A 23,712-nucleotide genomic window follows, 5' to 3' on the forward strand; every position below is an offset into this window, starting at 1 on the left:
CCGGCTCGTCCTCGCTGCCGCACGATGCGGGTGTCGAAGGGCTGATCCGTATCAAGACAGTAGCGCGGGCAGGCGAAGGCGTCGGGACTCGGAAAGCACGTACTTCGCGAGTTTGTCAGCCCAGCGCGGCGGCGTGGAACGCGATCCGCGCATCCTCCTGCGACGACATTATGCGGATATCGAGCCCCGCCACCCAGGCCAGACCCGCACGGATCGCCCGACCGGTCGCCGCGTCGTTCTTGCCGATGCCGCCGGTGAGCACGAGCGTGTCCACGCCGCCGAGCGAGGCGATCATCGCAGCGATCTGCTTGCACACCGACCTCTCGAACATCCGGATCGCGAGGTCGGCGTCACCCGTTGCGGCAGCGCGCAGGACCCGCATGTCACCCGACAGTCCCGATACGCCAGCCATCCCCGATCGGTGGTCGACCAGCGTTGCCAGCGAGTCCTGATCGAGCCCCGCCTCGCGTAGTAGATACAAGAGGATGCCCGGATCGAGATCCCCCGTCCGCGTCGCCATCATCACGCCGCCAGACGGGGTCAGCCCCATGCTGGTGTCGATCGATCGGCCATCGCGCACTGCGGTCACGCTCGCGCCATTGCCGAGATGCGCGATCACCAGCCGTGCGGGGATTTTGTCACCGAGCTGATAGACGATCGACTCGCAGGACAGCCCGTGGAAGCCGTAACGCCGGACGCCGCCGGCAAGGTATTCCTTGGCGATCGGCAATGTCTTCGCAACGTCCGGCATCCCCGCATGGAACGCCGTGTCGAAGCACGCGACTTGCGGCACGCCCGGATAGCGCGCACCCGCGGCCCGGATCAGCGCCAGCGACGCCGGCCCATGCAAAGGCGCGAACGCGCACCCCGCCTCCAGATCCGCCATCACCGCAGCGTCGATCCGGCAATGCGCGTCGCGGTGCGGGCCGCCATGAACGATCCGGTGGCCGATCACAGTCGGCGTCGGCCCTGCATGCAACGCCGTCTCGATCGTGTCGAAGAACCGCGCGTGATCGTCGCCATGATGCTCGGCCGTCTCGATCGTCCCGCCGACCAGCAGGACCGGCTCGGCGTCCACCGCGTACAGCCCGTATTTCAGCGACGACGATCCGCTATTGAGCGCAAGAACTACCGCGACCATTGCCAGTCACGCACCTCAGGCAGATCGTCGCCCTGCTCGGCGATGTACAACTTGTGCCGCTCCATCGTCGTCCAATAGCGCGCCGTCTCACGCGGCACCCGGTCGTGGAAGCGCGGGATCCGCTCGATCGCGTCGAGCGCCAGCCGGTACCGGTCGAGATCGTTCAACACGACCATGTCGAACGGCGTCGTCGTCGTGCCCATTTCCTTATACCCTCGGACGTGGATATTCGCGTGGTTCGCGCGCCGGTAGGTCAGCTTGTGGATCATCGCCGGATACCCGTGGAACGCGAAAATCACCGGCGTGTCCGTCGTGAACAGCGCATCGAACTCGCGCTCGTCGAGCCCGTGGAGATGTTCCGACCGCGGCTGCAAGCTCATCAGGTCGACCACGTTCACCACTCGGATACGGATATCGGGCACGTATTCGCGCAACAGCGTCACCGCCGCGAGCGTCTCCAGCGTCGGCACATCACCCGCGCACGCCATCACCACGTCGGGGTCCGCATCGTCGCCCGCCCAGTCCCAGATCCCGGCGCCCGCGGTACAATGCCGCACCGCCGCGTCGATCCCGAGCCATTGCCACTCCGGCTGCTTCCCCGCGACGATCACGTTCACATAGCCGCGGCTGCGCAGGCAATGATCGCCGACCGACAACAGACAGTTCGCATCGGGCGGCAGGTAGATCCGCGCGACGTCCGCGGTCTTGTTCGCGACGTGATCGATGAACCCCGGATCCTGATGCGACAGCCCGTTATGGTCCTGCCGCCAGACATGCGACGTCAGCAGATAATTGAGCGAGGCGATCGGCCGCCGCCACGGGATCGTCCTGGTCGTCTTCAGCCACTTGGCATGCTGGTTGACCATCGAGTCGACGATGTGGACGAACGCCTCGTAACACGAGAACAGCCCGTGCCGCCCGGTCAGCAGATACCCTTCGAGCCAGCCCTGGCAGAGATGCTCGCTCAACACCTCCATCACCCGACCGTCGGGCCCGAGATTCTCATCGACCGCCTCGACCTCCGCCATCCACACCTTGCCCGACACGTCGTACACGTCGGCCAATCGGTTCGACGCGGTCTCGTCCGGCCCGAACAGCCGGAAGTTCACCGTCGCCAGGTTGAGCTTCATCACGTCGCGCAAATACCGACCAAACACCCGCGTCGCCTCGGCCTTCACCTTGCCCGGCGTCACCACCGGCACTGCAAAGCTCCGGAAATCGGGCAGCGACAGCGACACCATCAACTCGCCGCCATTGGCATGCGGGTTCGATCCCATCCGCCGATGCCCGGTCGGCGCGAGCGAGGCATACTCGTCCAGGAACTTGCCGTTCGCATCGAACAGCTCTTCCGGCCGATAACTCCGCATCCAAGCCTCAAGCTGGCGCAGATGCTCGGGATCCTTGAAGTCCGCGATCGGCACCTGGTGCGCGCGCCACGTCCCCTCGACCGGCTTGCCGTCGACGAACTTCGGCCCGGTCCAGCCCTTCGGCGTGCGAAACACGATCATCGGCCAGCGCGGTCGTTCGGGCGTCACGCCCTCGATCCGCGCCGCCGCCTGGATCGCCTGGATCTTCGACAGCGCCTTGTCGAGCGCCGCCGCGAGCTGCTGGTGGACCGCCGCCGGATCACTGCCGCCGACATAATAGGGCTCATGCCCATAGCCGCGCAGCAACGCGTCGAGCTCATGCCCATCGATCCGCGCCAGGACCGTCGGGTTGGCGATCTTGAAGCCGTTGAGGTGCAGGATCGGCAGCACCGCCCCGTCGCGCGGGGTTGAGGAACTTGTTCGAATGCCAGCTCGCCGCCAGCGCGCCGGTCTCCGCCTCGCCATCGCCGACCACGCAGGCGACGATCAGGTCGGGATTGTCGAACGCCGCGCCGTAGGCATGCGCCAGCGAATACCCGAGCTCGCCACCCTCGTGGATCGATCCCGGCGTCTCGGGCGCGACATGGCTCGGGATACCGCCCGGCCACGAGAATTGCCGGAACAGCCGGTGCATCCCGCTCCGGCTGCGCTCGATCGCCGGATAGCGCTCGGTGTACGAGCCCTCCAGATAGGTGTTGGCCACCAGCCCCGGCCCGCCATGCCCCGGCCCGATGACGTTGATCATGTCGAGATCATGCGCGACGATCAGCCGGTTGAGGTGGACGTAGAGGAAATTCAGCCCCGGCGTCGTCCCCCAATGCCCGAGCAGCCGCGGCTTCACGTCGGCGATCGTCAGCGGCCGATCGAGCAACGCATTGTCACGCAGGTAGATCTGCCCGACCGACAGGTAATTCGCCGCCCGCCAATACGCGTCCATCCGGCGCAACACGTCGGGAGACAGCGGATGTGCCTTGGTAGGCGCCGCAACGGACGATGGCATCGCTAATACGGTCATGCTCGACGCTCCTTTTTCACTATCGGACACGTCGAGCCGCCGATCGCGATCGGCGTGGATATGACGCCGGCGTGCACCATGCGGGTCATGCGATTTCCTTCGAAATACGCCATGGTCAGCGCGCCATCTGCGCGACGAGACCGGGGTCGGACAGCAGAGCCTCGTCGCCGAACGCGACTTGCGCACAGGTGCGACGCGCCTGTGCCGAAACCTCTTCGAGATACCCGCGGGCAAGGTGTGGGCTCAGACCCGGCACGATATGCGCGAACCGCCGATGCTCCTGCGACCGCATTCCGAAGGCATGGACGATATACTGGTCGAAAACGCTGTTCAGCCCTTGCCCCTGGCCCTGTTCGTCGAGCCAGATCTTGCTGGCCGCCGACGTCGAAAAACTCAGCAGGCGCCTGCCGCCCAGGAGGCTGGTCCGCGCCCGGCCTTGCAGCGCGTCGGGGTGCACGCCCGCGCCGAACACCCGTTCGACATACCCCTTGAGCATCGCCGGCGGCGTGCCGAACCAGATCGGGTAGATCAGCACGAACACGTCGCAGCCCTCGATAGCCGCGATCTCGTCGAGCACGTCCTGGCGGTATGTCGCGATACGATCCGTCGGTCGCTCTGCCGCCGTCAGCACCGGATCGAAGCCTATCGCATACAGGTCGCGGAGCACGACCCCCTGCCCCGTCGCGCGGACCGCGTCGCGGTAGGTATGCGCGATCGCATGATTGAAACTCGACGGATCGGGATGGCACACGATCACCGCGTGCCTGCGGTCGGTTGGCATTCGTTCGTCGACGATCATCGCAACGTCCTTGCAGAAAGGCTTTCCGCGCGCCGTCCGCCCCGCAGCAGCGGATGGCTTCGACGTCGGGGGTCCCGCATGGCCTATCGATTCACCGCCAGCCCGGTGACCCTCGGGAACTACGCAGGGCGCGGCGTTTGTCCCCGGCATCCCGCCCTGGAACGCGACCAGTATCGGGCATCGGCTCAAGCTGGATCGTGCCGCATTGTAGCGATCAGCGCATGGCTATGCATTTCCGGGCTTGGCTTATACTCGTCGGCGCCATAAAGCGGCGGCGACTCACCATTGCGCCACTGCGCGCCGAAAGCCTTTCTACCATGCAGATCATCGTTCGCGACAACAACGTCGACCAGGCCCTCCGCGCTTTGAAGAAGAAATTGCAGCGCGAGGGCGTCTATCGGGAAATGAAGTTGCGCCGGCATTACGAAAAGCCGTCTGAGAAGCGTGCGCGTGAACACGCTGCCGCCGTCAGCCGCGCACGCAAGGCAGACCGCAAGCGCGCCGAGCGCGACAACTAAGTCACGCCGACGGCGCGACGTCTATTTGAGATAGCGCCGGCAGGGTCGCGTCGATCGACGCGGCCCTATTTGCATTCGGATAGCGTGCGGCGCAGCGCGTCGGCCGACGCATGCAGCGCGGCCGTCTCCTCGCTCGTCAGGTCGGGCGTCAGGATACGCATGATCCCGGCCGCGCCGACGAGGCATGGCAAGCTCAGATACAGGTCTGAAATCCCGAACTGACCGTCGAGCTTGGCCGACACCGGCAGTATGATATGTTCGTCCCGCTGGATCGCCTCGCAGATCCGGACGATCGCGGTCGCGACGCCGAACGACGTGTGCCCCTTGCCGTGACTGATGGTGTAGCCGGCACGCACCACCTCGTGCGCGACCGAAGCCCGATCGAACGCTGCCCCATCCAGATACGCGTCGAGATCCAGGCCGCCGATGCGCACGCTGGAATAGGCCATGACCTCGCTGTCGCCATGCTCGCCCAGAACCAAGCCTTCGACCGCGCCGGGAGCGATCGCGAGTTGGTCCGCCACGCGCTTCCTGAAACGATTGCTGTCGAGCAGCGTGCCTGTGCCGATCACCCGCGCCGCCGGCAGTCCGGAGGTCGCCTGCGCCACCTGCGCCATGGCGTCGGCGGGATTGGATGCGACGACGAGAATGCCGTCGAACCCGGCCGCCATCGCCGCGTCGACACACGTGCGCACGATCACCGCGCTTTTGCCGGCAACCGACGTCCGGGCCTCTCCATCGGCAGTCGCGGCTCCCGCGGTGATCACGAGGATGCTTGCGTCCCTGGCATCGGCATAGTCGCCCGCCCAGATCCGCGCTGGCCGCGCGATCGCGTTGGCGTCGGCAATGTCGGTCGCTTCGGCGGTGGCGCGATCGCTATCGGTATCGATCAGCACGATCTCGGCGAACAGCCCGCGGAGCATCAGCGCATAGGCGGTCGTGGCGCCGACGTTGCCGGCACCGACGATAGCGATACGAGATGAAACAGGCATTGGAGAACTCCACATTCGGGGCGCCGCGCAGACTATCGGCGCAAACTATCGGCGACGACACGCTGGTCTTGCCTGCGCCAACCATCGATCGAATGACATGGACGCATAGGCGCGTTCTCGATCGGGCGAATATCGCCGATCCGCAGCGCTGCTTTCGAAAAAGACGTCACGTTATCATCAGCTTCGCGGAACGTTTTGGAGTCCCTGGCGCTCCCCTATCAGCAAAGGAGACGCAACGATGGACGACACCAGGATCTGGGAATTCGAGGAAAGCCTGTGGACCGGCGACGCGGCCCATTATCACGCGTTGATCGACGACGAGTGCGTCATGGTCTTGCCGGAACAGCCGTTCGTCCTCACCGGCGCTCAGGCGATCGAGGCCGTCGCCGATACACCGCGGTGGTCGAGCGTGACGTTCAGCGAGCAACAGATCATGCGCCCGCAGGAGGGCCTGATCGCGATCGCCTACAAGGCCGAAGCCCGCCGTGAGGGCGCGGACGGCTATACCGCCTATTGCACCACGACGATGCGCCGGCTTGAGCATGAGGAATGGCGCGTGGTGCAGCATCAGCAGACGCCCGCACTCAAGGCATCCGTCGCCTGACAGCCGCGTCAGGATCCGGACGGTCTAGGTCAGGGCGAGGTGATTTCCTCGCCCTTTCCGCGCTGGGCGGGGCTGCCAAGAACGACGTCGATCGCCGATATTGCCCCCGAGTTTTCGAGGTTTGCCAGGTTTGCCACGATCGCGTTCCGTAAATCCCGGTCGGGCCTGAACGACAGCAAAGCCAGCAGCGCATCGACCCGCTCCTGGGTAGTCGTCGCGTCGCGAACCGCTTTTCCGAGACGGTCGCTGATCGGATCGTCGATCGTGAAGCCCTCCCCCGTATCCGTAACGCCCGACTGCCACCGCATCCAGGCCGCGACGGCCAGCGCCAGGGCGTCGACCGATAACCCGGCTGCACGACGGTCCGCGATTGGCGCGAGCAGCCGTTGCGGCAGCTTCTGCGAGCCATCCATCGCGATCTGGCGGGTGCGATGCTGGAGCGCAGGGTTGGCGAAGCGCGCCATCAACGCGGCCCGGTATTGCGTGATGTCGAGCGCGGCGGGCGGATCGAGCGTCGTGGCGCTCTCGTCCCACAACGCCTCGACGAACGCGCGCGCCGCGGGCTGCGCGACGACCTCATGGACGAAGTCGAACCCGGCGAGCCCGCCGAGATAGGCGATCGCCGAGTGCGCGCCGTTGAGCAGCCGCAGCTTGGCATCCTCCCACGGCGCCACCGCGTCGGTAAGTTGGACGCCGAACGCCGCCAGATCGGGCCGTTCGCCGGCGAAGCGATCCTCGATCACCCACTGGGTGAACGGCTCCGCCTTCACCATCGCGTGGTCCTCGCCCCCCAGCCTACCCGCTAGCGCGGCAATATCGGCGGGCGTGGTGGCGGGCACGATCCGGTCGACCATCGTCTGCGGGAACGTCACGGTGGCAGCGATCCAGTCACGCAGGTCCGCATCGTGCGCCGCCGCCATCGCCAGCACCGCGTCGCGCAACAGCGTGCCGTTGTGCGGCAGATTGTCGCACGAGAGGATCGTCAGCGGGCCGGTGCCCGCCGCATGGCGCGCCGCGAGCCCGGCGACGAAGAACCCGGGTGCGGTCCGCGGCGCGTCGAGCGAGGCCAGATCGTGCGCGACATCGGCATCGCCGGCCTGCAATTTGCCCGTCGCGCGGTCGAGCTTGTAGCCTTTTTCAGTGATCGTCAGCGTCACGATGTGCGTGTGCGCCGACGCCAGCGCGGCAACCACCGCGGCCGGATCCTCCGGCGCAACGAGCAAGTCCATGACCGCGCCGATGACCTGCAAGCGCTCCCCTTCGCCGTCACGGACGACGAGCGTGTAGAGACCATCCTGCGGCGCCAGCTGGTCGCGGACGCCCGCGGATCGCAGCGATACGCCGGTGATGCCCCAGCGCAGATCGCCGGCTGCCAGCGCTTGCTCGAACACCGCCGCCTGATGCGCGCGGTGGAATGCGCCAATGCCGAGATGCACCACGCCGCGCTTGACGCGCGACCGGTCGTAGGTCGGACGTGCAACGGCGGCGGGCAACCGGTCAAACGTGGCGGTAGACAGCCTCACAGCCGGTACGCCTGTTTGACGAGATCATAAGCGAGCGCGCGGGCGACCTCATGCGCTTCGTCCTCTTCGAGCCGGTGTTCGGCGACCAGTTTGGCAAGGAACGCGCAGTCCATCCTGCGCGCAACGTCGTGCCGCGCGGGGATCGAGAGGAAGGCGCGGGTGTCGTCGTTGAAGCCGACCGTGTTGTAGAAGCCGGCGGTCTCCGTTGCGCGTTCGCGGAAGCGGCGCATACCCTCGGGACTATCGTGGAACCACCAGGGCGGCCCAAGCCGCAACGACGGGTAGTGGCCGGCGAGCGGGGCGAGTTCGCGGGAGTAGGTATCCTCGTCGAGCGTGAACAGGATCAGCGTCAGCGCCGGGTCGTTGCCGAACCGGTCGAGCAGTGGTTTCAGCGCGCGGACGAACTCGCCGGGCAGCGGGATGTCGCCACCCTTGTCGCGGCCGAAACGCGCGAGCACCGAGGCGTTGTGGCTACGCGATACGGTAGGGTGCAACTGCATCACCATGCCGTCCTCGACCGACATCGCCGCCATCTCGGTCAGCATCTGTGCGCGGAAGAGTTCGGACTCCGCGGCGGTCGGCTGCGCCATGACGCGGGCGTAGAGCGCCTCGGCTTCGGCGGGTGTCAGATCCGCGGTCGCCGCCGACGGGTGGCCGTGATCGGTCGAGGTGGCCCCGGCATCGCGGAAGCGCGCGCGGTGGAAACGGTGCGCGGCAAGATAGCCCGCATAGCTGCCGACATCTTCGTTAGCGGTCTCGCCGAAGCGGCGGACGTTGGCGGCGAAGCCCGGCGTCTCCGGATCGACGACGGGATCGGGGCGATAGGCGGTGACGACGCGGCCGTTCCAGTCGCTCGCGCGGATCGCGGCATGGTGCTCGAGCGGGTCGAGCGGGCTTTCGGTCGTCGCGATCAGCTCGATACCAAACCGGTCGAACAGCGCGCGGGCGGAAGGCTGGCGTCTTCACCGCGGCGTCGATCGTGTCGTAATACAGGTCGGCGGTCGCGGGTTCGAGGCGGACGTCGATCCCGAATGCCTCGGCGAACACCCAGTCGAGCCACATCCGCGACGGCGTGCCGCGGAACAGAGGGTAGTTCTCCGCGAAGATGCGCCAAATCTTGCGCGGGTCGGTCTCGGTCGTACTGCCATCCACGGTCGGCACGCCAAGCGCGTCGAGTGGCACGCCCTGGCTGTAGAGCATCCGGAACACATAATGATCGGGGACGATCAGCAGCGAGGCGGGATCGCTGAACGCCTCGTCCCGGGCGAACCATGCCGGATCGGTATGACCGTGCGGGCTGATGATCGGCAGGTCCTTCACGCCCGCGTGCAGCGCGCGGGCGATGTCGCGGGTACGGCCGTCGCTGGGGAACAGGCGATCGGGGTGAAGGCGTAGCGGATGGGTCATGCGAGGCGTTCCGGATCGACGGGGGTATAGTGCGGGACGAGCAGGTGGATAACCAGCAACGCAACGAAATAGGCGCACCCGGCGACCACGAAGATCGGGCCGTAGCTGCCGACGCCAGCGAGGATCGTGCCGGCGAACTTGGCCATCAGCATGCCGCCGAACGCCCCCGCAAGTCCGCCCAGGCCGATCACCGATCCGCCCATGCCGCGCGGAAACAGATCGCCGGGGATCGCGTACACGTTGGCGGAGAAACCTTGGTGACACGCGCAAGCGAGTCCGATCGCCGCTACCGCCCACCAGAGTCCGGGTGCCTGCGCGGCGAAGATGATCGGCAGCGCGAACAGCGCGCACGCGAACAACGCCGTTTTCCGCGCGGTTCGGCGTCGCCCCCTTCGCCAGCAACCGCGACGAGAACCAGCCGCCCGCGACCGATCCGACATCGGCCAGCACGTACACGGCGACCAGCGGCGGCCCGAAATCGAGCATCTTCACGCCGTATTGCCGGTTGAAGAAATCGGGCAGCCAGAACAGAAACGTCCACCACACCGGATCGATCAGGAAGCGGCCGAGCATATACGCCCAGGTCTGCCGCAGGCGCAGCAGCGTGCGCCAGCGGACCGGCTTGGCGGCGGGGACCGGATCGGCCTCGATCCACGCCAGTTCCTCAGGCGTGACGCGCGGATGCTTGCGCGGCGACCGGTAGAAGGCGAGCCAGGCGACCAGCCAGAGCACGGTCAGCGCGCCGGTCGCGATGAACGCCATCCGCCAGCCGAACGTCACCGCGATCACCGGTACGATCAACGGCGTGAGGATCGCACCGACGTTCGAGCCGGCGTTGAAGATGCCGATCGCGAGCGCGCGCTCGCGTTGCGGAAACCATTCGTTGGCCGCGGCGAGTGCGGCCGGGAACGCCCCGGCCTCGCCGATCGCGAGCGGGATACGCGCGAAGATCATCATGCCGGCGCTGGTGAACAGCGCATGCGCGACATGACCGATCGTCCATAGCGTCACCGCGACCGCATAGCCGATCTTGGCGCCGACCCGGTCTACGAACCGCCCGAACAGGACATAGGCGATGCCGTATGCGGCCTGGAATGCGATCGCGAGATCGGCATAGCCCTGCTCGCTCCAATTGTAGCGCGCCTGGAGTTCGGGTTTGAGCACCGGCAGCACGAGCCGGTCGATATAGCTGAGCGCGACCGCGGCGAACAAAAGCGCGCAGACGATCCACCGCACTTTGCCCCGTGGTTTCTCGCTCGCGACGGCGGCGGCGGTCACCAGTTGCACAGCGTGCCATCCTCTAGCCGCGCGACCGGAAGATAGGCGCGCTTATAGTCGTAGGTCGCGGCAAGATCCTCGTCGATGTCGACGCCCAGCCCCGGCGCCTCCCCCGGATGCATCATGCCGTCGTCGAAGCTGTACGCATGCGGGAAGACGGCGTCGGTCTCGTCGGTGTGCGGCATATGCTCCTGCACGCCGAAATTGGACACCGACAGCCCGAAATGCAGCGCGGCGGCCATCGCCACCGGCGACAGGTCGGTCGCGCCGTGGCAGCCGGTCCGCACCTGATACAGGTCGGCAAGCGATGCGATCCGGCGCAGGTGCGTGATCCCGCCGGCATGCACGACGGTCGCGCGGATATAGTCGATCAGCTGGTTCTGGATTAGGTCCTTCGCGTCCCAGACCGAATTGAACACCTCGCCCACCGCGATCGGTGTTGTCGTGTGGTGGCGGATCAGCTTGAACGCCTCCTGGTTCTCGGCCGGCGTCGGGTCCTCGATCCAGAAGAGATTGTACGGCTCGAGCGCCTTGCCAAGCCGCCCCGCCTCGATCGGCGTCAGCCGGTGGTGGATGTCGTGGAGCAGATGCACGTCCCACCCCATCGCCTCGCGCGCCGCCTTGAACAGTTCGGGCACGACGCGGAGGTATTTCTCGGTCGACCACACGCTCTCGCTCGGCAGGTCGGCATCGGCGGGTTCGTAGCGCGCGCCGTGCTTGGCGACGCCATAGGTCGAGGCGAGCCCCGGTACGCCGCACTGCAGCCGGATCGCCTTGTACCCCTTCGCCTGCTCGACCTTGGCGACCGCGATCGTATCCTTGATCGTCGTGCCGTTGGCATGCGCATAGACCATGCACGCATCGCGCGCCGCGCCGCCGAGCAACTGGTATACCGGCATCCCGGCGAGCTTGCCCTTGATGTCCCACAGCGCGGTATCGACCGCAGCGATCGCCGCCATCGTCACCGGGCCGCGCCGCCAATACGCGCCCTTGTAGAGATACTGCCAGACGTCCTCGATCCGGTGCGCATCGCGGCCGATCAGGCACGGCACGACATGATCGGTCAGGTAGCTCGCGACGCTGAGTTCGCGGCCGTTCAGCGTGGCGTCGCCGAGCCCGTAGGTGCCGTCGTCGCATTCGATCTTCAGCGTGACGAAGTTACGCCCCGGACAGGTGACGATAACGCGGGCGGAAACGATCTTCGGCATCGCGGGTCCTTCAGGCGATTTCAAGAATGGCGGATTTCAGCTGTGCCGAACTCGGCCCGGCCATGATCGTGAACAGCCCGGGCTCGACCACCTCGCGCATGTCGACGTCCCACAAAGCGAACGCGTCCGGCCCGAGCGTGAAGCGCAGCGTCTTTCGCTCGCCGGGCGCCAGCGTCACGCGTTCGAACCCCTTCAGCTCCATCACCGGCCGGGCGACCGACGACACCTGGTCGCGGACGTACACCTGGACGACCTCGTCGCCAGCACGTTGCCCGATATTGGCGACGTCGACCTCGACCTCGACGCTGCCGGCGATGCCGATCTTCGCCGCCGACAGTCGCGGTGCGCTGATGTCGAAGCGGGTGTAGCTGAGGCCGTGGCCGAACGGGAACAGCGGCGCTGTCTCCGCGAACAGATAGCCGCGCTGCGTCGACGGCTTGCGGTTGTAATAGAACGGCACCTGCCCGACTTCGCGCACCACCGTGACGGGCAGCTTGGCACCCGGATTGATCCGCCCGAACAGCGCCTCGGCCATCGCCGTGCCGCCCTCCTGCCCCGGATACCAGCATTCGAGCACCGCGTTCGCCTTCGCCATCACGGTCGGCCAGCTCGGCGGACGGCCATTGATCGCGGCGATGACGATCGGCTTGCCGAGCGCGTGCAGCGCGTCGAACAGCACGTTCTGCTCGCCGAGCAGGTCCAGCGTGGTGCGATCGCCGAGGTGGTTCGCGGAAAACCCCTCGCGGCTGGTCTGCTCGGTATCGCCGATCGCCAGGATGATCGTGTCCGCCCCGCGCGCGACCTCGACCGCCTCGGCGACCAGCGCGCGGTTCTTGGCGGGGTCGGCAAGCAGCACCTCGTCCTGCGACCGGTCCTCGCTCTGCGTGATGAACACCCCCTGCGCATGGACAATGGTCGCGCCGCCGCCGACCAGCGCGCGCACGCCATCGAGCAGCGACACCGTCTGGCGTGGCGGCGCGGAATAGCCGCCCAGCCGCGCGATCGCCGCATTGGGGCCGATCACCGCGATCTTGCCCTTCGGCGCGAGCGGCAGCGTGCCGTCGTTGGCCAGCAGGCACATCGATTTGCGCGCTGCGTCCAGTGCGACGCCCCGCGCTTCGGCATTACCGGTCAGGCGAGCGGCGGCGCGTGGATCGACCGCCGAGTCCTCGAACAGCCCAGCACGAAACTTCAACGCCAACATCCGCGCGCACGCCGCGTCGACCTGCGCGGTCGGCACCGTCCCCGCCCGCACCTGCGCGGGCAATGTCCGGAACGCCATCCCGTCGGGCAGTGCGCTGTCGACGCCCGCCGCCAACGCCAGCCGCGCCGCACCGTTCAGGTCGCGCGCGACGTGGTGGATCGTGTCGAGTTCCTCGATCGCGCCGTAATCGCTGACGATCGCGCCCGAAAAGCCCCATTCGCCGCGTAGCACGTCGCCAAGTAGCCAGTGGTTCGCATGGCTCGGCACGCCGTCGATCTCGTTGTACGACGGCATCACCGCGCCGATCCCGGTGCGCGTCACGACCGCGCGGAACGGCGGGAAGAAGCTCTCGCGCAGTTCGCGCTCGCCGATCGGCGCGGGACCGATATTGTTGCCCGCCTGCGGCTGGCCGTGGCCGGTCATGTGCTTCAGCGTCGCGAACACCTTGCCGGGGGCGAGCGTCGTGCTGTCGCCCTGCAGGCCCTCAACCGCGGCGACCCCCATCTCGCCGCACAGATACGGATCCTCACCGAACGTCTCCTCGATCCGGCCCCAGCGCGGATCGCGCGCGATATCGACGACCGGCGACAACGAGAGATGACTGCCATGCGCGCGCACTTCGCGACCGATGATCGCCTGCGCGCGCCGCATCAGGTCGCGGTCGAACGCACCCGCCATGCCGATCGCCTGCGGGAACATCGTCGCGTCGGGCGCCATATAGCCGTGCAGCGATTCCTCGTGGAAGATCACCGGGATGCCGAGCCGCGTACCGCGCGCCCAGCGCTGGACTGCGTTGACGAACGCGATCGTCGACGCCGAGCCGCGGAACCGTGCACCGGTGCCGCCTGCCACCGCCGCCACCGATGGCCCGCCGCGCAGATCCGAGGGCCGCGTCACCTGCCCGAACCCCGCCGGATACGCCGCGGTCGCCCGCGCAGGGTCGAACGTAAGACCGCCGGCAGTCATTACGTCCGCCTTGGTCGCCCACAGTGAAATGGTCTGGCCAACTTTCTCCTCGAGCGTCATCCGCGCCATCAGATCGCGGACCCGAAGGTCGACCGGCGCGCGTGCGTCACGGTAGATCGGGGTCGCCGCCGCGGCCTGCGCGACACCGGGAACTAGCCCCACGATTGAGACGGAGCCGAGCAACCCGAAAAGGTCGCGCCGGGTCGGCATTCTGGTCGGTACGATCCCTGCTGTCTCCGTATCGGCCACGATTATCTCCTAATATGAAACGCGGCATTGCTGTCGAAGCCGTCGTCGTGATAGCGATAACATGGCTGATCATCCGCGATCCTGTCAATGTAGCGCGGAACGGCGGGAGAGGATTATGACGCAATTCGGCCGATGGATCGGTAAGTTCGCGCTGCTGTTCGGCGCGGTAATTGGTTTGACCGGACCGGCGCAGGCCGAAGACGGCTACGACCTCTGGCTACGCTATCACGTCCCTGCGACAGCGCCCACGCGCGGTATCCCGACGATCGAAGCGCGCGGCGATACGCCAACGCTGCGCGTAGCCGCCGAAGAATTGCGCCGCGGCGCGGGCCTGTTGGGGACGAGCACGCCGCCGATCCTGCTGGCCACCGCCAACGATCGCGACGTCGCGGCACTCCGCTTGCCCCTGGCGGCACTCGGCGACGAAGGATACCGGGTCGACCAAGTCACGCTCGGCAGCCGCCGCGTCCTCCTCGTCACCGCCAACACCGATCGCGGGGTGCTCTACGGCAGCTTCGCGCTGCTGCGGCACCTCCAGACCGGTGGCAGCCTCGACCGCATCGCGCTGACCTCGAGCCCCCGCGTGAAACTGCGCGTGCTCAACCATTGGGACAATCTCGATGGCGTGGTCGAGCGCGGCTATGCCGGCGTGTCGCTGTGGGACTGGTGGACGCTCCCCGATTTTCGCGATTCGCGCTACACCGATTACGCGCGCGCCAACGCATCGATCGGGATCAACGGCACCGTCCTCAACAACGTCAACGCGAAGGCCGACAGCCTGACCGCGCCGTATATCGCGAAAGCGGCGGCGCTTGCCGACGTGTTCCGCCCGTACGGGATCAAAGTGTACCTTTCCGCGCGCTTCTCGGCCCCGATCGAGATCGGTGGCTTGAAGACCGCCGACCCGCTCGACCCACAGGTCGCGGCGTGGTGGAAGGCGAAGACCGACGAGATCTATCGCAGCATCCCCGATTTCGGCGGCTTTCTCGTCAAGGCGAACAGCGAGGGCCAGCCCGGCCCGCGCGATTACCACCGCAGCCACGCGGACGGCGCCAACATGCTCGCCGCCGCGGTCGCACCGCATGGCGGAATCGTGATGTGGCGCGCGTTCGTCTATGCCGAGACCGACCCGGATGACCGCGCGAAACAGGCCTATACCGAGTTCAAGCCGCTCGACGGCAAATTCGCCAAGAACGTCATCGTCCAGGTCAAGAACGGCGCGATCGACTTCCAGCCGCGCGAGCCGTTCCACCCGCTGTTCGGCGCGATGCCGAAGACCCCGCTGATGATCGAATTCCAGATCACCAAGGAGTATCTCGGCTTCGCGACTCACCTCGCCTATCTCGGGCCGATGTTCGCCGAGACGCTGGCGAGCGAGACGATGCGGACGCCCGGCGAGACCGTTGCCGATGTCGTCGATGGATCGGTCGAAGGTCATACGCTGACGGGCATGGCCGGTGTCGCGAACATCGGGCGCGACCGCGATTGGGCGGGCTCGACGTTCAACCAGGCGAACTGGTACGCGTTCGGGCGGATGGCGTGGGATCCGACGCTCGGCGCCGCACCCGTCGCGCGCGAATGGGCCGCGATGACATTCGCTCCCTCGCCCAAAATCGTCGATCCAGTCGTCGCCATGATGATGGGATCGCGTGAGGCGGTGGTCGATTACATGACGCCGCTCGGCCTCGCGCACGTCATGGCGACCGGGCATCACTACGGTCCCGCCCCCTGGGTCTCGGATCTCAAGCGCCCCGAATGGAACCCGGTCTATTACCACCGCGCCGACAAGGCTGGGATCGGCTTCGACCGGACGAAGACGGGCAGCAACGCGGTCGCGCAATATGCTCCCGCCCTCGCCCGCACGCTCGCCGATCCCTCGATGACGCCGGAGCGCGAGCTGCTGTGGTTCCACCATGTCGCGTGGGATCGGCGGATGACGTCAGGCCGGACTTTATGGGCGGAGATGGTCCATGATTATGATTCCGGCGTCGGCTATGTCGGCGACATGCAGCGGCAATGGGGTGCCTTGAAACCATCGATCGACGCCGAGCGCTGGGCGAAGACCGCGACCTATCTCGCGGTCCAGCAGCGTGAGGCCAGATGGTGGCGCGACGCGAGCCTCGCCTATTGGATGTCGGTCAACGGCCTGCCGCTGCCGACGGGTGCCACGGCGCCTGCGCACGACCTGGCATGGTACAAGGCGCAACGCTTTCCCTATGCCCCCGGCAACCCGCAATGATTCCCCGGCCGCCTGTCCACGCAGCGGCCAAGCAAGAGGCTGATCGATGACGCGCACCGACGGGCCGATACTGTGTTTCGGTGAACTGCTGCTCAGGCTCTCCCCGCCGGGGCACGGCCCCTTGTTCAGGGAGTCGCGACTGGACGCGAATTTCGGCGGCGCGGAGGCCAATGTCGCCGTCGCGCTCGCCCGCCTCGGCAGGAGCAGCGGCGTCATTTCCGCGGTGCCTGACGATGTTGTCGGCGATGCGGCGATCGACGCGCTCCGCCGGTCCGGCGTCGATGTGTCGCGGATCGCGCGCAGCGACGGGCGACTCGGCCTATATTACCTTGCACCCGGCGCAGGGCTGCGCGCATCGGCGATCGTCTACGACCGTCAGAACAGCGTGTTCGCGACCAGGGCAGCGACTGCCTATGACTGGCCGGCGCTGCTGGCCGGCGCGGCGCGGCTGCATCTGTCGGGGATCAATCCGGCGATCGGTTCAGCGATGGCCGACATCTGTCTGGCAGCGATGACCGCCGCGCGCGATCGGCGTACCGGTGTCGTTCGACGGCAATTACCGCGCGAGCATGTGGGCGAAATGGTGTGCGGACCCAGCCGCGATCCTTCTTCCGCTCGTCGACCATGCCGATTTGTTGTTCGGCAATCACCGCGACATCGCATTGCTGCTGCGGCGTCCGCTGGATGGTAGCACGCCACAGGGTCGTCGCGAGGCAGCATTGGCGGCGTTCGACCGGCTCCCGAACCTCCGCCACATCGCGTCCATGTCCCGCGAGGTCCGCGACGCCGGATGCAACGTCCTACGCGCCCGGATCGACACGCCGACCGACATCATCGAGACCGACGCGATCGAAGTTTCGGGCATCGTCGACCGGATCGGCACCGGGGACGCGTTCGCCGCCGGTGTTCTCGCCGAGCTTGGCGTCGGGGGGCGAAGGGGCAGCCGAGGAGGCAGCCCGCGCGGCGCAAACCGGGCTGGCGCTGGCCGTCTTGAAACATGCCACCCCGGGCGACCAGAGCGAGACCACCCCGCGCGATCTGGCGACGTTCCGCGAGGGCGGGTTCGACGTCCGGCGTTGATCGACGCGGGCGGCACGTCACCAGAGCCCGGCGTCGAAAATTCGCGATGCCCCCGTTGACAGCATCTCCAAGCGCGCAAATGATATCGCTATCATAATGATAAAATAGGAGAGTTCGGTGGATATCACGCGACGCGACGGGCTGGCGATGTTGGGCGGTCTCGCCGTCGCTGCGGGCACTGCGGGGGGCTTTGGCGCAAACTGGGGCCGCGATCCCGTCGCTGGACGGCGGTGTCGCCAGCTTGCAGTCGATCGCGGCAACCAAGGGGATGCGGCTAGGGTCGTGCTTTGCCTGGGGACGCCCCGGCGCGGATCGCGGATCGTTCGCCAACCCGGCCTATGCCGCGCTGCTGACGCGCGATTGCGGGCTGCTGGTGCCGGAAAACGAGATGAAGTGGCAGGCGATCCGGCCAAGCGCGACCCGCTTCGACTTCGCCCATATGGATGCGATGATGGCCTGGGCAAAGGCCAATCGGCTGCCGGTGCGCGGCCATAATCTGCTGTGGCATCAGCCGAAATGGATGCCGCGGTGGGAAGAAAGCCATGATTTCGGCGCGAACCCGGCACAGGCGGCGGAGCGTCTGCTGGTCGAGCATATCACCACCGTCTGCCGCCGCTACGGCACGCAGATCGGCAGTTACGACGTCGTCAACGAAGCGGTGAATCCGGCGGATTCGACACTGTACCAGACGGCCCTGTCGCGCGCGCTGGGCGGTCCCGAGGCGACGATCGATCTCGCTTTCCACACCGCACGCGCCGCCGCCCCGCACGCGCAACTTGTCTATAACGACTATATGAGCTGGGAACCCGGCAACGCCAAACACCGGGCCGGCGTGCTGAATTTGCTCGAGGGATTAAAGCGACGCGGCGTGCCCGTCGACGCGCTCGGGGTGCAGTCTCACCTCGTGACGCAGGGCTCCGATACGCGCGCGGCGATCACCGCGCTTGAGGGCGAATGGCGTCGCTTCCTCGATGCGGTGACCGCGATGGGGTATGGCCTCGTGATCACCGAACTCGACGTTCGCGACAACAAGCTGCCGGGCGACATCGCCGCGCGCGATCGCGCGGTGGCGGATTTCACACGCGGGTATCTCGATCTCATGCTGTCATACCCGTCGGTCCGCGACGTGCTGCTATGGGGCATGTCCGATCGCTACAGCTGGATCGAAGGTTTCGAGCCTCGCCCCGACAAGGCCCGCCGCCGCCCCTGCCCCTATGACGACAGGTTCGTCGCCAAGCCGATGCGTGCGGCGATCGCGGGCGCGATTGCCGCCGCCCCGATGCGAGCGACGTCGAAGACGGTTGCCCGCGAGGGGTCGCGCCGATGAGTCGCTGGGCGATAGCGCTTCTGCCAGCCGCCCTGCTCGCGGCCAGTGCGGGCGCGCGGGATGCTGCCCACACTGCGCCCGCGCGTCATTGGATCGCGAGTTGGGGCTCGTCGCAGATGATCGCGGACGGCGACAATGCGTTGCCCGCGGATCGCGCACGCGCGGTCACGCTGCGCCAGGTGATCCGGCTGTCGGCCGGGGGCGATCGCCTCCGTGTCCGCCTGTCCAACGCATTCGGAACGCGGCCGCTCACGATCGCTGCGGGGCACGTCGCGCGCAGTCCGTCGCCTCAGACTGGCGAGATCGTCGGCGGGGTGCCACTGACCTTTGCCGGCCATGCCGATGCCGTCATCCCCGCCGGTGCCGAACTCTATTCGGATCCCGTCGCGATGCCGGTCGCGGCCGGCGCCGATCTCGCCGTCAGCCTGTATCTGCCCGAGGCCGCGACCCCACAGACCGGCCATCCCGGCGCGCGCGATCAGCTTCGCGCTCGCGGGCAATCATGTCGCCGACGCAAGCCTGGCAGGCGCTGCGCAAACCCCGCATTGGTACGCACTCGCCGATGTCGAAGTAGCGGGTCCGGCCAACGCGGGGTCGATCGTCGCGATCGGGGACTCGATCACCGACGGCTATGGCGTCAAGCCAAGCCGCAATACGCGGTGGACCGACATTCTCGCCGAACGGTTGCGGCGCACGCCCGCCACCCGCGGTACCGGCGTCGTCAATGCCGGGATCGGCGGCAACCGTATCCTGCTCGACGGGCTGGGTCCCAATCTCATGGCGCGGTTCGACCGCGACGTCATCGCGCGCAGCGGCGTGCGCTGGGCGATCCTGCTCGAAGGGGTCAACGATCTGGGCGTACTCACGCGGGAGGCGCCAGCGACACCCGCCCAGCACGCCGCGCTCGTGACGCAGATCATCACCGCCTACACCGAACTCGTGACGCGCGCGCATGCGCACGACATCAAGGTGATTGGGGCGACGATCACGCCGTTCGGCGGAAACGACTATTACCACCCGGGACCGGCCTCGGAAGCGGATCGCCAGGCCATCAACACGTTCATTCGCACATTCGGCCTGTTCGATGCGGTAATCGATTTCGATCGTGTCATGCGCGACCCGGCGCAACCGGCCAGGCTAGATCCCGCCGTAGATTCAGGCGACCACCTTCACCCATCCGAAGCCGGTTATCGCCGGATGGGCGAGGCAGTTCCGCTGGCCTTGTTCGGTAGCGGGCGGCGCTGATCAGATCGCTACCGCGTACAAGGCGTGATGCGTCAGGATGAAGAGCGTATGATTGTCGTCGCCGCCGATGACGAGCTGCAAAGGGCGTTCCGGCGTGTCGATGCGCCGTCGCAGCGTGCCGTCGGCGGCGTAGACGAACACCTGGCCGTTCGCGACGTAGAGTTGCCCGGCGGCATCGCGGACCGCGCTTTCGCCACCCCGGTCGGCGACGATCTTGAGGTCGGTGACACGCCCCTGATCGCCGACCAGACCGTCATAGGTTCGGTTTTCCGACGCGTTGGTCAGGACGACGCGCGCGCCGGGAGCGGCGGACACCAGACCATAGGCATCGAGCGTGTCGGACCAGCGCCAGCCCTGGTGGTCGTCGGGTCCCTGGTTCCAGACCCGGAACGCAGGCAGCGACAGCGATCCATCGGGTGAGCGATATTCCTCCGGTTTGGGCTCTGCCATCTTGGTCGCGAACATGTCAGCCATGGTCGGGAACTGATAGGTCGTGGGATCGATACGGTCGGCGAATTCGCCGTTCGCCCAGACATTGACCGGGAGCAAAGTCGCTGCCCCTTTTCCCCGGCAGCAGGCGTAGGTGCGATCACCTGAACAGCTGCGGGCTTGGCGGGATCGAGGCTGTACACGGTAGCGTCGCGCCCTGCCGAGGAAAGCACGAGCAGATGCCCCGACCGATCGACCGCGAGATTGACCGGATCGAGCGGCGCGTCGGCGACGATCGAGAGCCCTTCGGCCTTGGTCCAGCCATGGATCCGCTGGAAATGCCGGTCGATGAAATAGAGTTTGCCGTGCGCATCGACGGCGCCACCGGCGATCGAATAAAAGCCGTCCGCAAGCTTCCTGACGTCGGTCGACACCGGGATGGCGGAGGCAAGCGCGGCGCTTGTGACTGCAGGCGGCACGTCCAGGCGCGCAAACTCACGTTCGCGCACCTCCTGGCGCCGCGTGAGGTCCTTGATCGCGGTCTCGAACGGGTATTTGCTGGCGCGGAGATACGTGCCGCAGCCCTTCGCATCGCAGCTCGCAAACCCGCTTTCGGCGTTCACGTGGACGTTGCGAAACCGGATATCGCCCGAATCATACAACTTTACCGCGGCATCCATCGGCTTGATCGAGCGGGTGACGCGGTAGGCATGGTAATTGGCGAACAGGATGTTGCGCGAATGTCGGATCTCGGTCGAGATCGCATCGACCCCGTCGCGCACCTCCTGCTCGGTCTGCGGCGCGAGGAACTCCCAATTCTCGACATGGTCGAGGACGATTTCCGCGCGGTAATGATGCTCGGCCGACAGCTGGTACACATGTCCCGGCGTCTTGGTGTTCGACACGTGGAAGCCCGAGGACGCCAGCGTGTTGGGCGACCAGATCGCCGCGAACGTCCCGCCGCCGCCATCGGTCACCCAGATGCTCGGCGACTGTCCGTCGAACCGCGCGCGAGGATCGCCAAAGCCGATCGGGCTTCCCTTGGTCAGCGCGGTACCGCCGCCGCCCTGGATCTTCACGTCGTTGACCATCGAGGCCGCGCCGGCGCGCCACAGCAATGCGATCGCGCGCGGATTGACGCCGCCGGTCCACAGGCCAAGTCCGGAGACGATCGCATTGCCGCCCCGGGCGCTCTCGACCAGTGCCTTGGGCGGGCCAACCCCGGCATAGCCCGCCGTCTGATCGACGAGGTAGAGGTGAGTGAGGCCTGGGTGTAGCGCGATCAAGACGGTATCGGCGCGCAACTTCACCGTGTCGGACACGCGGTAGCGGCCGGTCGGGAAATACAGCACACGGTGTGTGTCGATCGCGCGTTGGAGTGCCGCCGTGTCGTCGGTGGTGTCGTCGCCCTTTACGCCCAGATCGCGGACGTTCGCCCAGTCTCCGACCGGCGGTAGCGCACGGATCGCCGGTGTCGCGCGGACCGGAACGCGGGCCAACGGCGCCATCGTGACGTCGGTCGCATATGCGCCGATCGTGCCAAGCGCGGGCAGTTTTAGCCCATAGGAGAAATCGGCGACGCGGTAGCGCGGCCCGGCTCCCGCGACCGTCTTGCCGCTGTCGCGGAAACGGACGAAAGTCGGCGTATTGACCCCGACGGCATTGTCGAAACCGATTTGCGTGAAGACGCTGTTCTCGGCCGAAACGACGACTCCGGCGCGCGTGACGTTCTCGAACCGGACGTCCTTGCCCCATAGCGAGTCGGAATGGCCGCGATCGATCTCGATGCCGACCGGCGTATCGCGGATCGCGACGTTGACGAGCGTCAGGTCGACCTCGTGCTCGCGGATCGCGGCGTCGCGCTGGCCCTGGAACTCGGAATCGATCAGCGTGAACTGCCACGCGGGCGACGTCTTCTCCGAGATGATTCCGTAGCGGCCACCGAAGAACCGCAGATCCTCGAATTCATTGCCAGCTTGATAGACCCCGGCGAGCCCCGAACCGATGTGGAAATCAGTGTGGCGCAGATAGCCATGCTGTGCGACCCGGAAGCGCACCGCGACCGCCCCCGCATTGCCGTCGCCGATCCGAAAATCGATATTCGACAGCGCCGAATAGAACGTGCTCGAGGTGGCATCGAAGATCGCCGGGTCGAACGGCACGCTGGTGGGCGGCGGCACCGGCGCCTTGCCGACCCGGTATTGATCCTCGCCGGTGAAACTCAGCATCGCCGCGACGCCCGATGCGTAGCCCGCACTATTGTCGGCGAGGACGATCTCGGGACGCGTCGGTCCGATGCCGAAGAGCCGGACCGCCGAGCGGACGAAGATCGTCCGACTGATCCGGTACCGTCCCGACGGCACGAACACGACGCCACCCTGGCCGCCGGCTGCCGCCGCATCGATCGCCTGTTGCAGCGCGACGCTGTCATCGGCGCGCCCGTCGCCAACGCCCTTGACGGTTATCGCGCGCGGATCGTCGGGACGGGTGAGATAGACCGAATTCGTCTTCGCGAATGCCGCGACGGGGGACAGCATTGGCAGCAATACCGCACCACTCAGCAGCCATTTCATGGTCATGTCGATCCTATCCCCGATGACGGGCCGTAGTTGCGGATAACGATTTTGCGGTCGCCGGCCCGGTAGCGGGATTGTCCGCTCACAAGTCGAACCCGGTCGCCGGATGCGCGCACGCGCACGCGCGCTCGACTTGTAGCGCAGGTTGATCAGGCGGGGTGCAGCACCAGGGTCTGCGCGACGATCGCCACTTGCGTGCGATTGCGCACGTTCAGTTTGCGCATCAACGCGGTCATGTGCGCCTTTACCGTCGCCTCGGCGATCCCGAGATCATAGGCGATCTGCTTGTTGAGCAGTCCCGAATGGACGCCGCGCAGGACCTTGATCTGGGTCGGGGTGAGTTGCGGAGGGCGCGTCGCCAGTGCCGGAGCGGCATTGCCGCGCAGGGATCGGTAATCGTCCCGAACAGTCGCTTCCATGATCATCCTCCACTGTTTCGGCTGTCACGCCGCCGTCTTCTCCCGCAGTCTGACGCCGCGGTAACAAGCTCGTAGTTTTCGATCCGCCGCTCCGCTTTATACAGATTCGGTTGGACAGGTTTATAC

Annotated in this window: 14 protein-coding genes and 4 pseudogenes; 6 read left to right on the forward strand and 12 right to left on the reverse strand. The window is 66.7% G+C overall.

Annotated elements, in window-relative coordinates; translation table 11 throughout:
- Positions 1-115: 115 nt before the first annotated feature.
- The 3 genes and pseudogenes from QP181_RS08960 to QP181_RS08975 all read right to left on the reverse strand — a co-directional run bounded on the left by QP181_RS08960 (position 116) and on the right by QP181_RS08975 (position 4,322).
- Positions 116-1,141: an acetate/propionate family kinase gene (locus QP181_RS08960; RefSeq protein ID WP_333928310.1), complete on the reverse strand. Its 1,026-nt coding sequence runs from the start codon at positions 1,139-1,141 to the stop codon at positions 116-118.
- Positions 1,129-3,523: pseudogene (locus QP181_RS08965) on the reverse strand (phosphoketolase family protein). Before QP181_RS08965 ends, QP181_RS08960 begins: the two are co-directional and overlap by 13 nt.
- A gap of 115 nt (positions 3,524-3,638) precedes the next feature.
- Positions 3,639-4,322: an NAD(P)H-dependent oxidoreductase gene (locus tag QP181_RS08975; RefSeq protein WP_333928313.1), complete on the reverse strand. Its 684-nt coding sequence runs from the start codon at positions 4,320-4,322 to the stop codon at positions 3,639-3,641.
- A 317-nt stretch (positions 4,323-4,639) separates the two neighbouring features.
- Between QP181_RS08975 and rpsU the strand changes: the two genes are divergently transcribed.
- On the forward strand, positions 4,640-4,840 hold the full coding sequence (gene rpsU, locus QP181_RS08980) for a 30S ribosomal protein S21 (protein WP_031393196.1): 201 nt from the start codon (positions 4,640-4,642) through the stop codon (positions 4,838-4,840).
- A 65-nt stretch (positions 4,841-4,905) separates the two neighbouring features.
- Here rpsU and QP181_RS08985 read toward each other — a convergent pair whose 3' ends face one another.
- Positions 4,906-5,832, reverse strand: a complete 927-nt coding sequence (locus QP181_RS08985) for an L-lactate dehydrogenase (protein WP_333928314.1) — start codon at positions 5,830-5,832, stop codon at positions 4,906-4,908.
- Positions 5,833-6,070: 238 nt separating this feature from the next.
- Between QP181_RS08985 and QP181_RS08990 the strand changes: the two genes are divergently transcribed.
- Positions 6,071-6,436: a DUF4440 domain-containing protein gene (locus QP181_RS08990; protein ID WP_132741704.1), complete on the forward strand. Its 366-nt coding sequence runs from the start codon at positions 6,071-6,073 to the stop codon at positions 6,434-6,436.
- A 29-nt stretch (positions 6,437-6,465) separates the two neighbouring features.
- Here the strand turns inward: QP181_RS08990 and QP181_RS08995 are convergent, their stop codons facing one another.
- The 5 genes and pseudogenes from QP181_RS08995 to QP181_RS09015 form a co-directional block, all read right to left on the reverse strand.
- Positions 6,466-7,959 carry a mannitol dehydrogenase family protein gene (locus QP181_RS08995; protein WP_333928315.1) on the reverse strand — a complete coding sequence of 498 codons (1,494 nt, stop codon included), beginning with the start codon at positions 7,957-7,959 and terminating at the stop codon, positions 6,466-6,468.
- Positions 7,956-9,366: pseudogene (uxaC, locus tag QP181_RS09000) on the reverse strand (glucuronate isomerase). The gene QP181_RS08995 and the pseudogene uxaC overlap by 4 nt, the downstream one beginning before the upstream one ends.
- Positions 9,363-10,644: pseudogene (locus tag QP181_RS09005) on the reverse strand (MFS transporter). The pseudogenes uxaC and QP181_RS09005 overlap by 4 nt, the downstream one beginning before the upstream one ends.
- The gene (gene manD / locus QP181_RS09010; RefSeq protein WP_333928316.1) at positions 10,641-11,852 is read right to left on the reverse strand and encodes a D-mannonate dehydratase ManD; all 1,212 of its coding nucleotides are present in this window, start codon (positions 11,850-11,852) and stop codon (positions 10,641-10,643) included. Before manD ends, QP181_RS09005 begins: the two are co-directional and overlap by 4 nt.
- Positions 11,853-11,862: 10 nt before the next feature.
- The gene (locus QP181_RS09015; RefSeq protein ID WP_333929602.1) at positions 11,863-14,232 is read right to left on the reverse strand and encodes a glycoside hydrolase family 3 N-terminal domain-containing protein; all 2,370 of its coding nucleotides are present in this window, start codon (positions 14,230-14,232) and stop codon (positions 11,863-11,865) included.
- A gap of 154 nt (positions 14,233-14,386) precedes the next feature.
- Between QP181_RS09015 and QP181_RS09020 the strand changes: the two genes are divergently transcribed.
- Complete coding sequence (locus tag QP181_RS09020; RefSeq protein WP_333928317.1) at positions 14,387-16,510, forward strand: alpha-glucuronidase family glycosyl hydrolase; 2,124 nt, start codon at positions 14,387-14,389, stop codon at positions 16,508-16,510.
- Positions 16,511-16,556: 46 nt separating this feature from the next.
- The gene (locus QP181_RS09025; protein WP_333928318.1) at positions 16,557-17,201 is read left to right on the forward strand and encodes a PfkB family carbohydrate kinase; all 645 of its coding nucleotides are present in this window, start codon (positions 16,557-16,559) and stop codon (positions 17,199-17,201) included.
- 109 nt (positions 17,202-17,310) lie between these two features.
- Here QP181_RS09025 and QP181_RS09030 read toward each other — a convergent pair whose 3' ends face one another.
- The gene (locus QP181_RS09030; RefSeq protein ID WP_333928319.1) at positions 17,311-17,514 is read right to left on the reverse strand and encodes a hypothetical protein; all 204 of its coding nucleotides are present in this window, start codon (positions 17,512-17,514) and stop codon (positions 17,311-17,313) included.
- Positions 17,515-17,780: 266 nt separating this feature from the next.
- Here QP181_RS09030 and QP181_RS09035 point away from each other — a divergent pair, with 266 nt between their 5' ends.
- Positions 17,781-18,917, forward strand: coding sequence for an endo-1,4-beta-xylanase (locus QP181_RS09035; protein WP_333928320.1), 1,137 nt, complete (start codon positions 17,781-17,783; stop codon positions 18,915-18,917).
- 342 nt (positions 18,918-19,259) lie between these two features.
- Entirely contained in the window at positions 19,260-20,162 is a 903-nt protein-coding gene (locus QP181_RS09040) for an SGNH/GDSL hydrolase family protein (RefSeq protein WP_333928321.1), read from the forward strand.
- Here QP181_RS09040 and QP181_RS09045 read toward each other — a convergent pair.
- Positions 20,163-23,170, reverse strand: a pseudogene (locus QP181_RS09045) (glycosyl hydrolase family 28-related protein).
- A 146-nt stretch (positions 23,171-23,316) separates the two neighbouring features.
- The gene (locus QP181_RS09050; RefSeq protein ID WP_243643467.1) at positions 23,317-23,586 is read right to left on the reverse strand and encodes a helix-turn-helix domain-containing protein; all 270 of its coding nucleotides are present in this window, start codon (positions 23,584-23,586) and stop codon (positions 23,317-23,319) included.
- Between the last annotated feature and the right edge of the window lie 126 nt (positions 23,587-23,712).

The sequence above is a fragment of the Sphingomonas sp. LR55 genome, assembly GCF_036856015.1.
Classification (GTDB): Bacteria; Pseudomonadota; Alphaproteobacteria; order Sphingomonadales; family Sphingomonadaceae; genus Sphingomonas.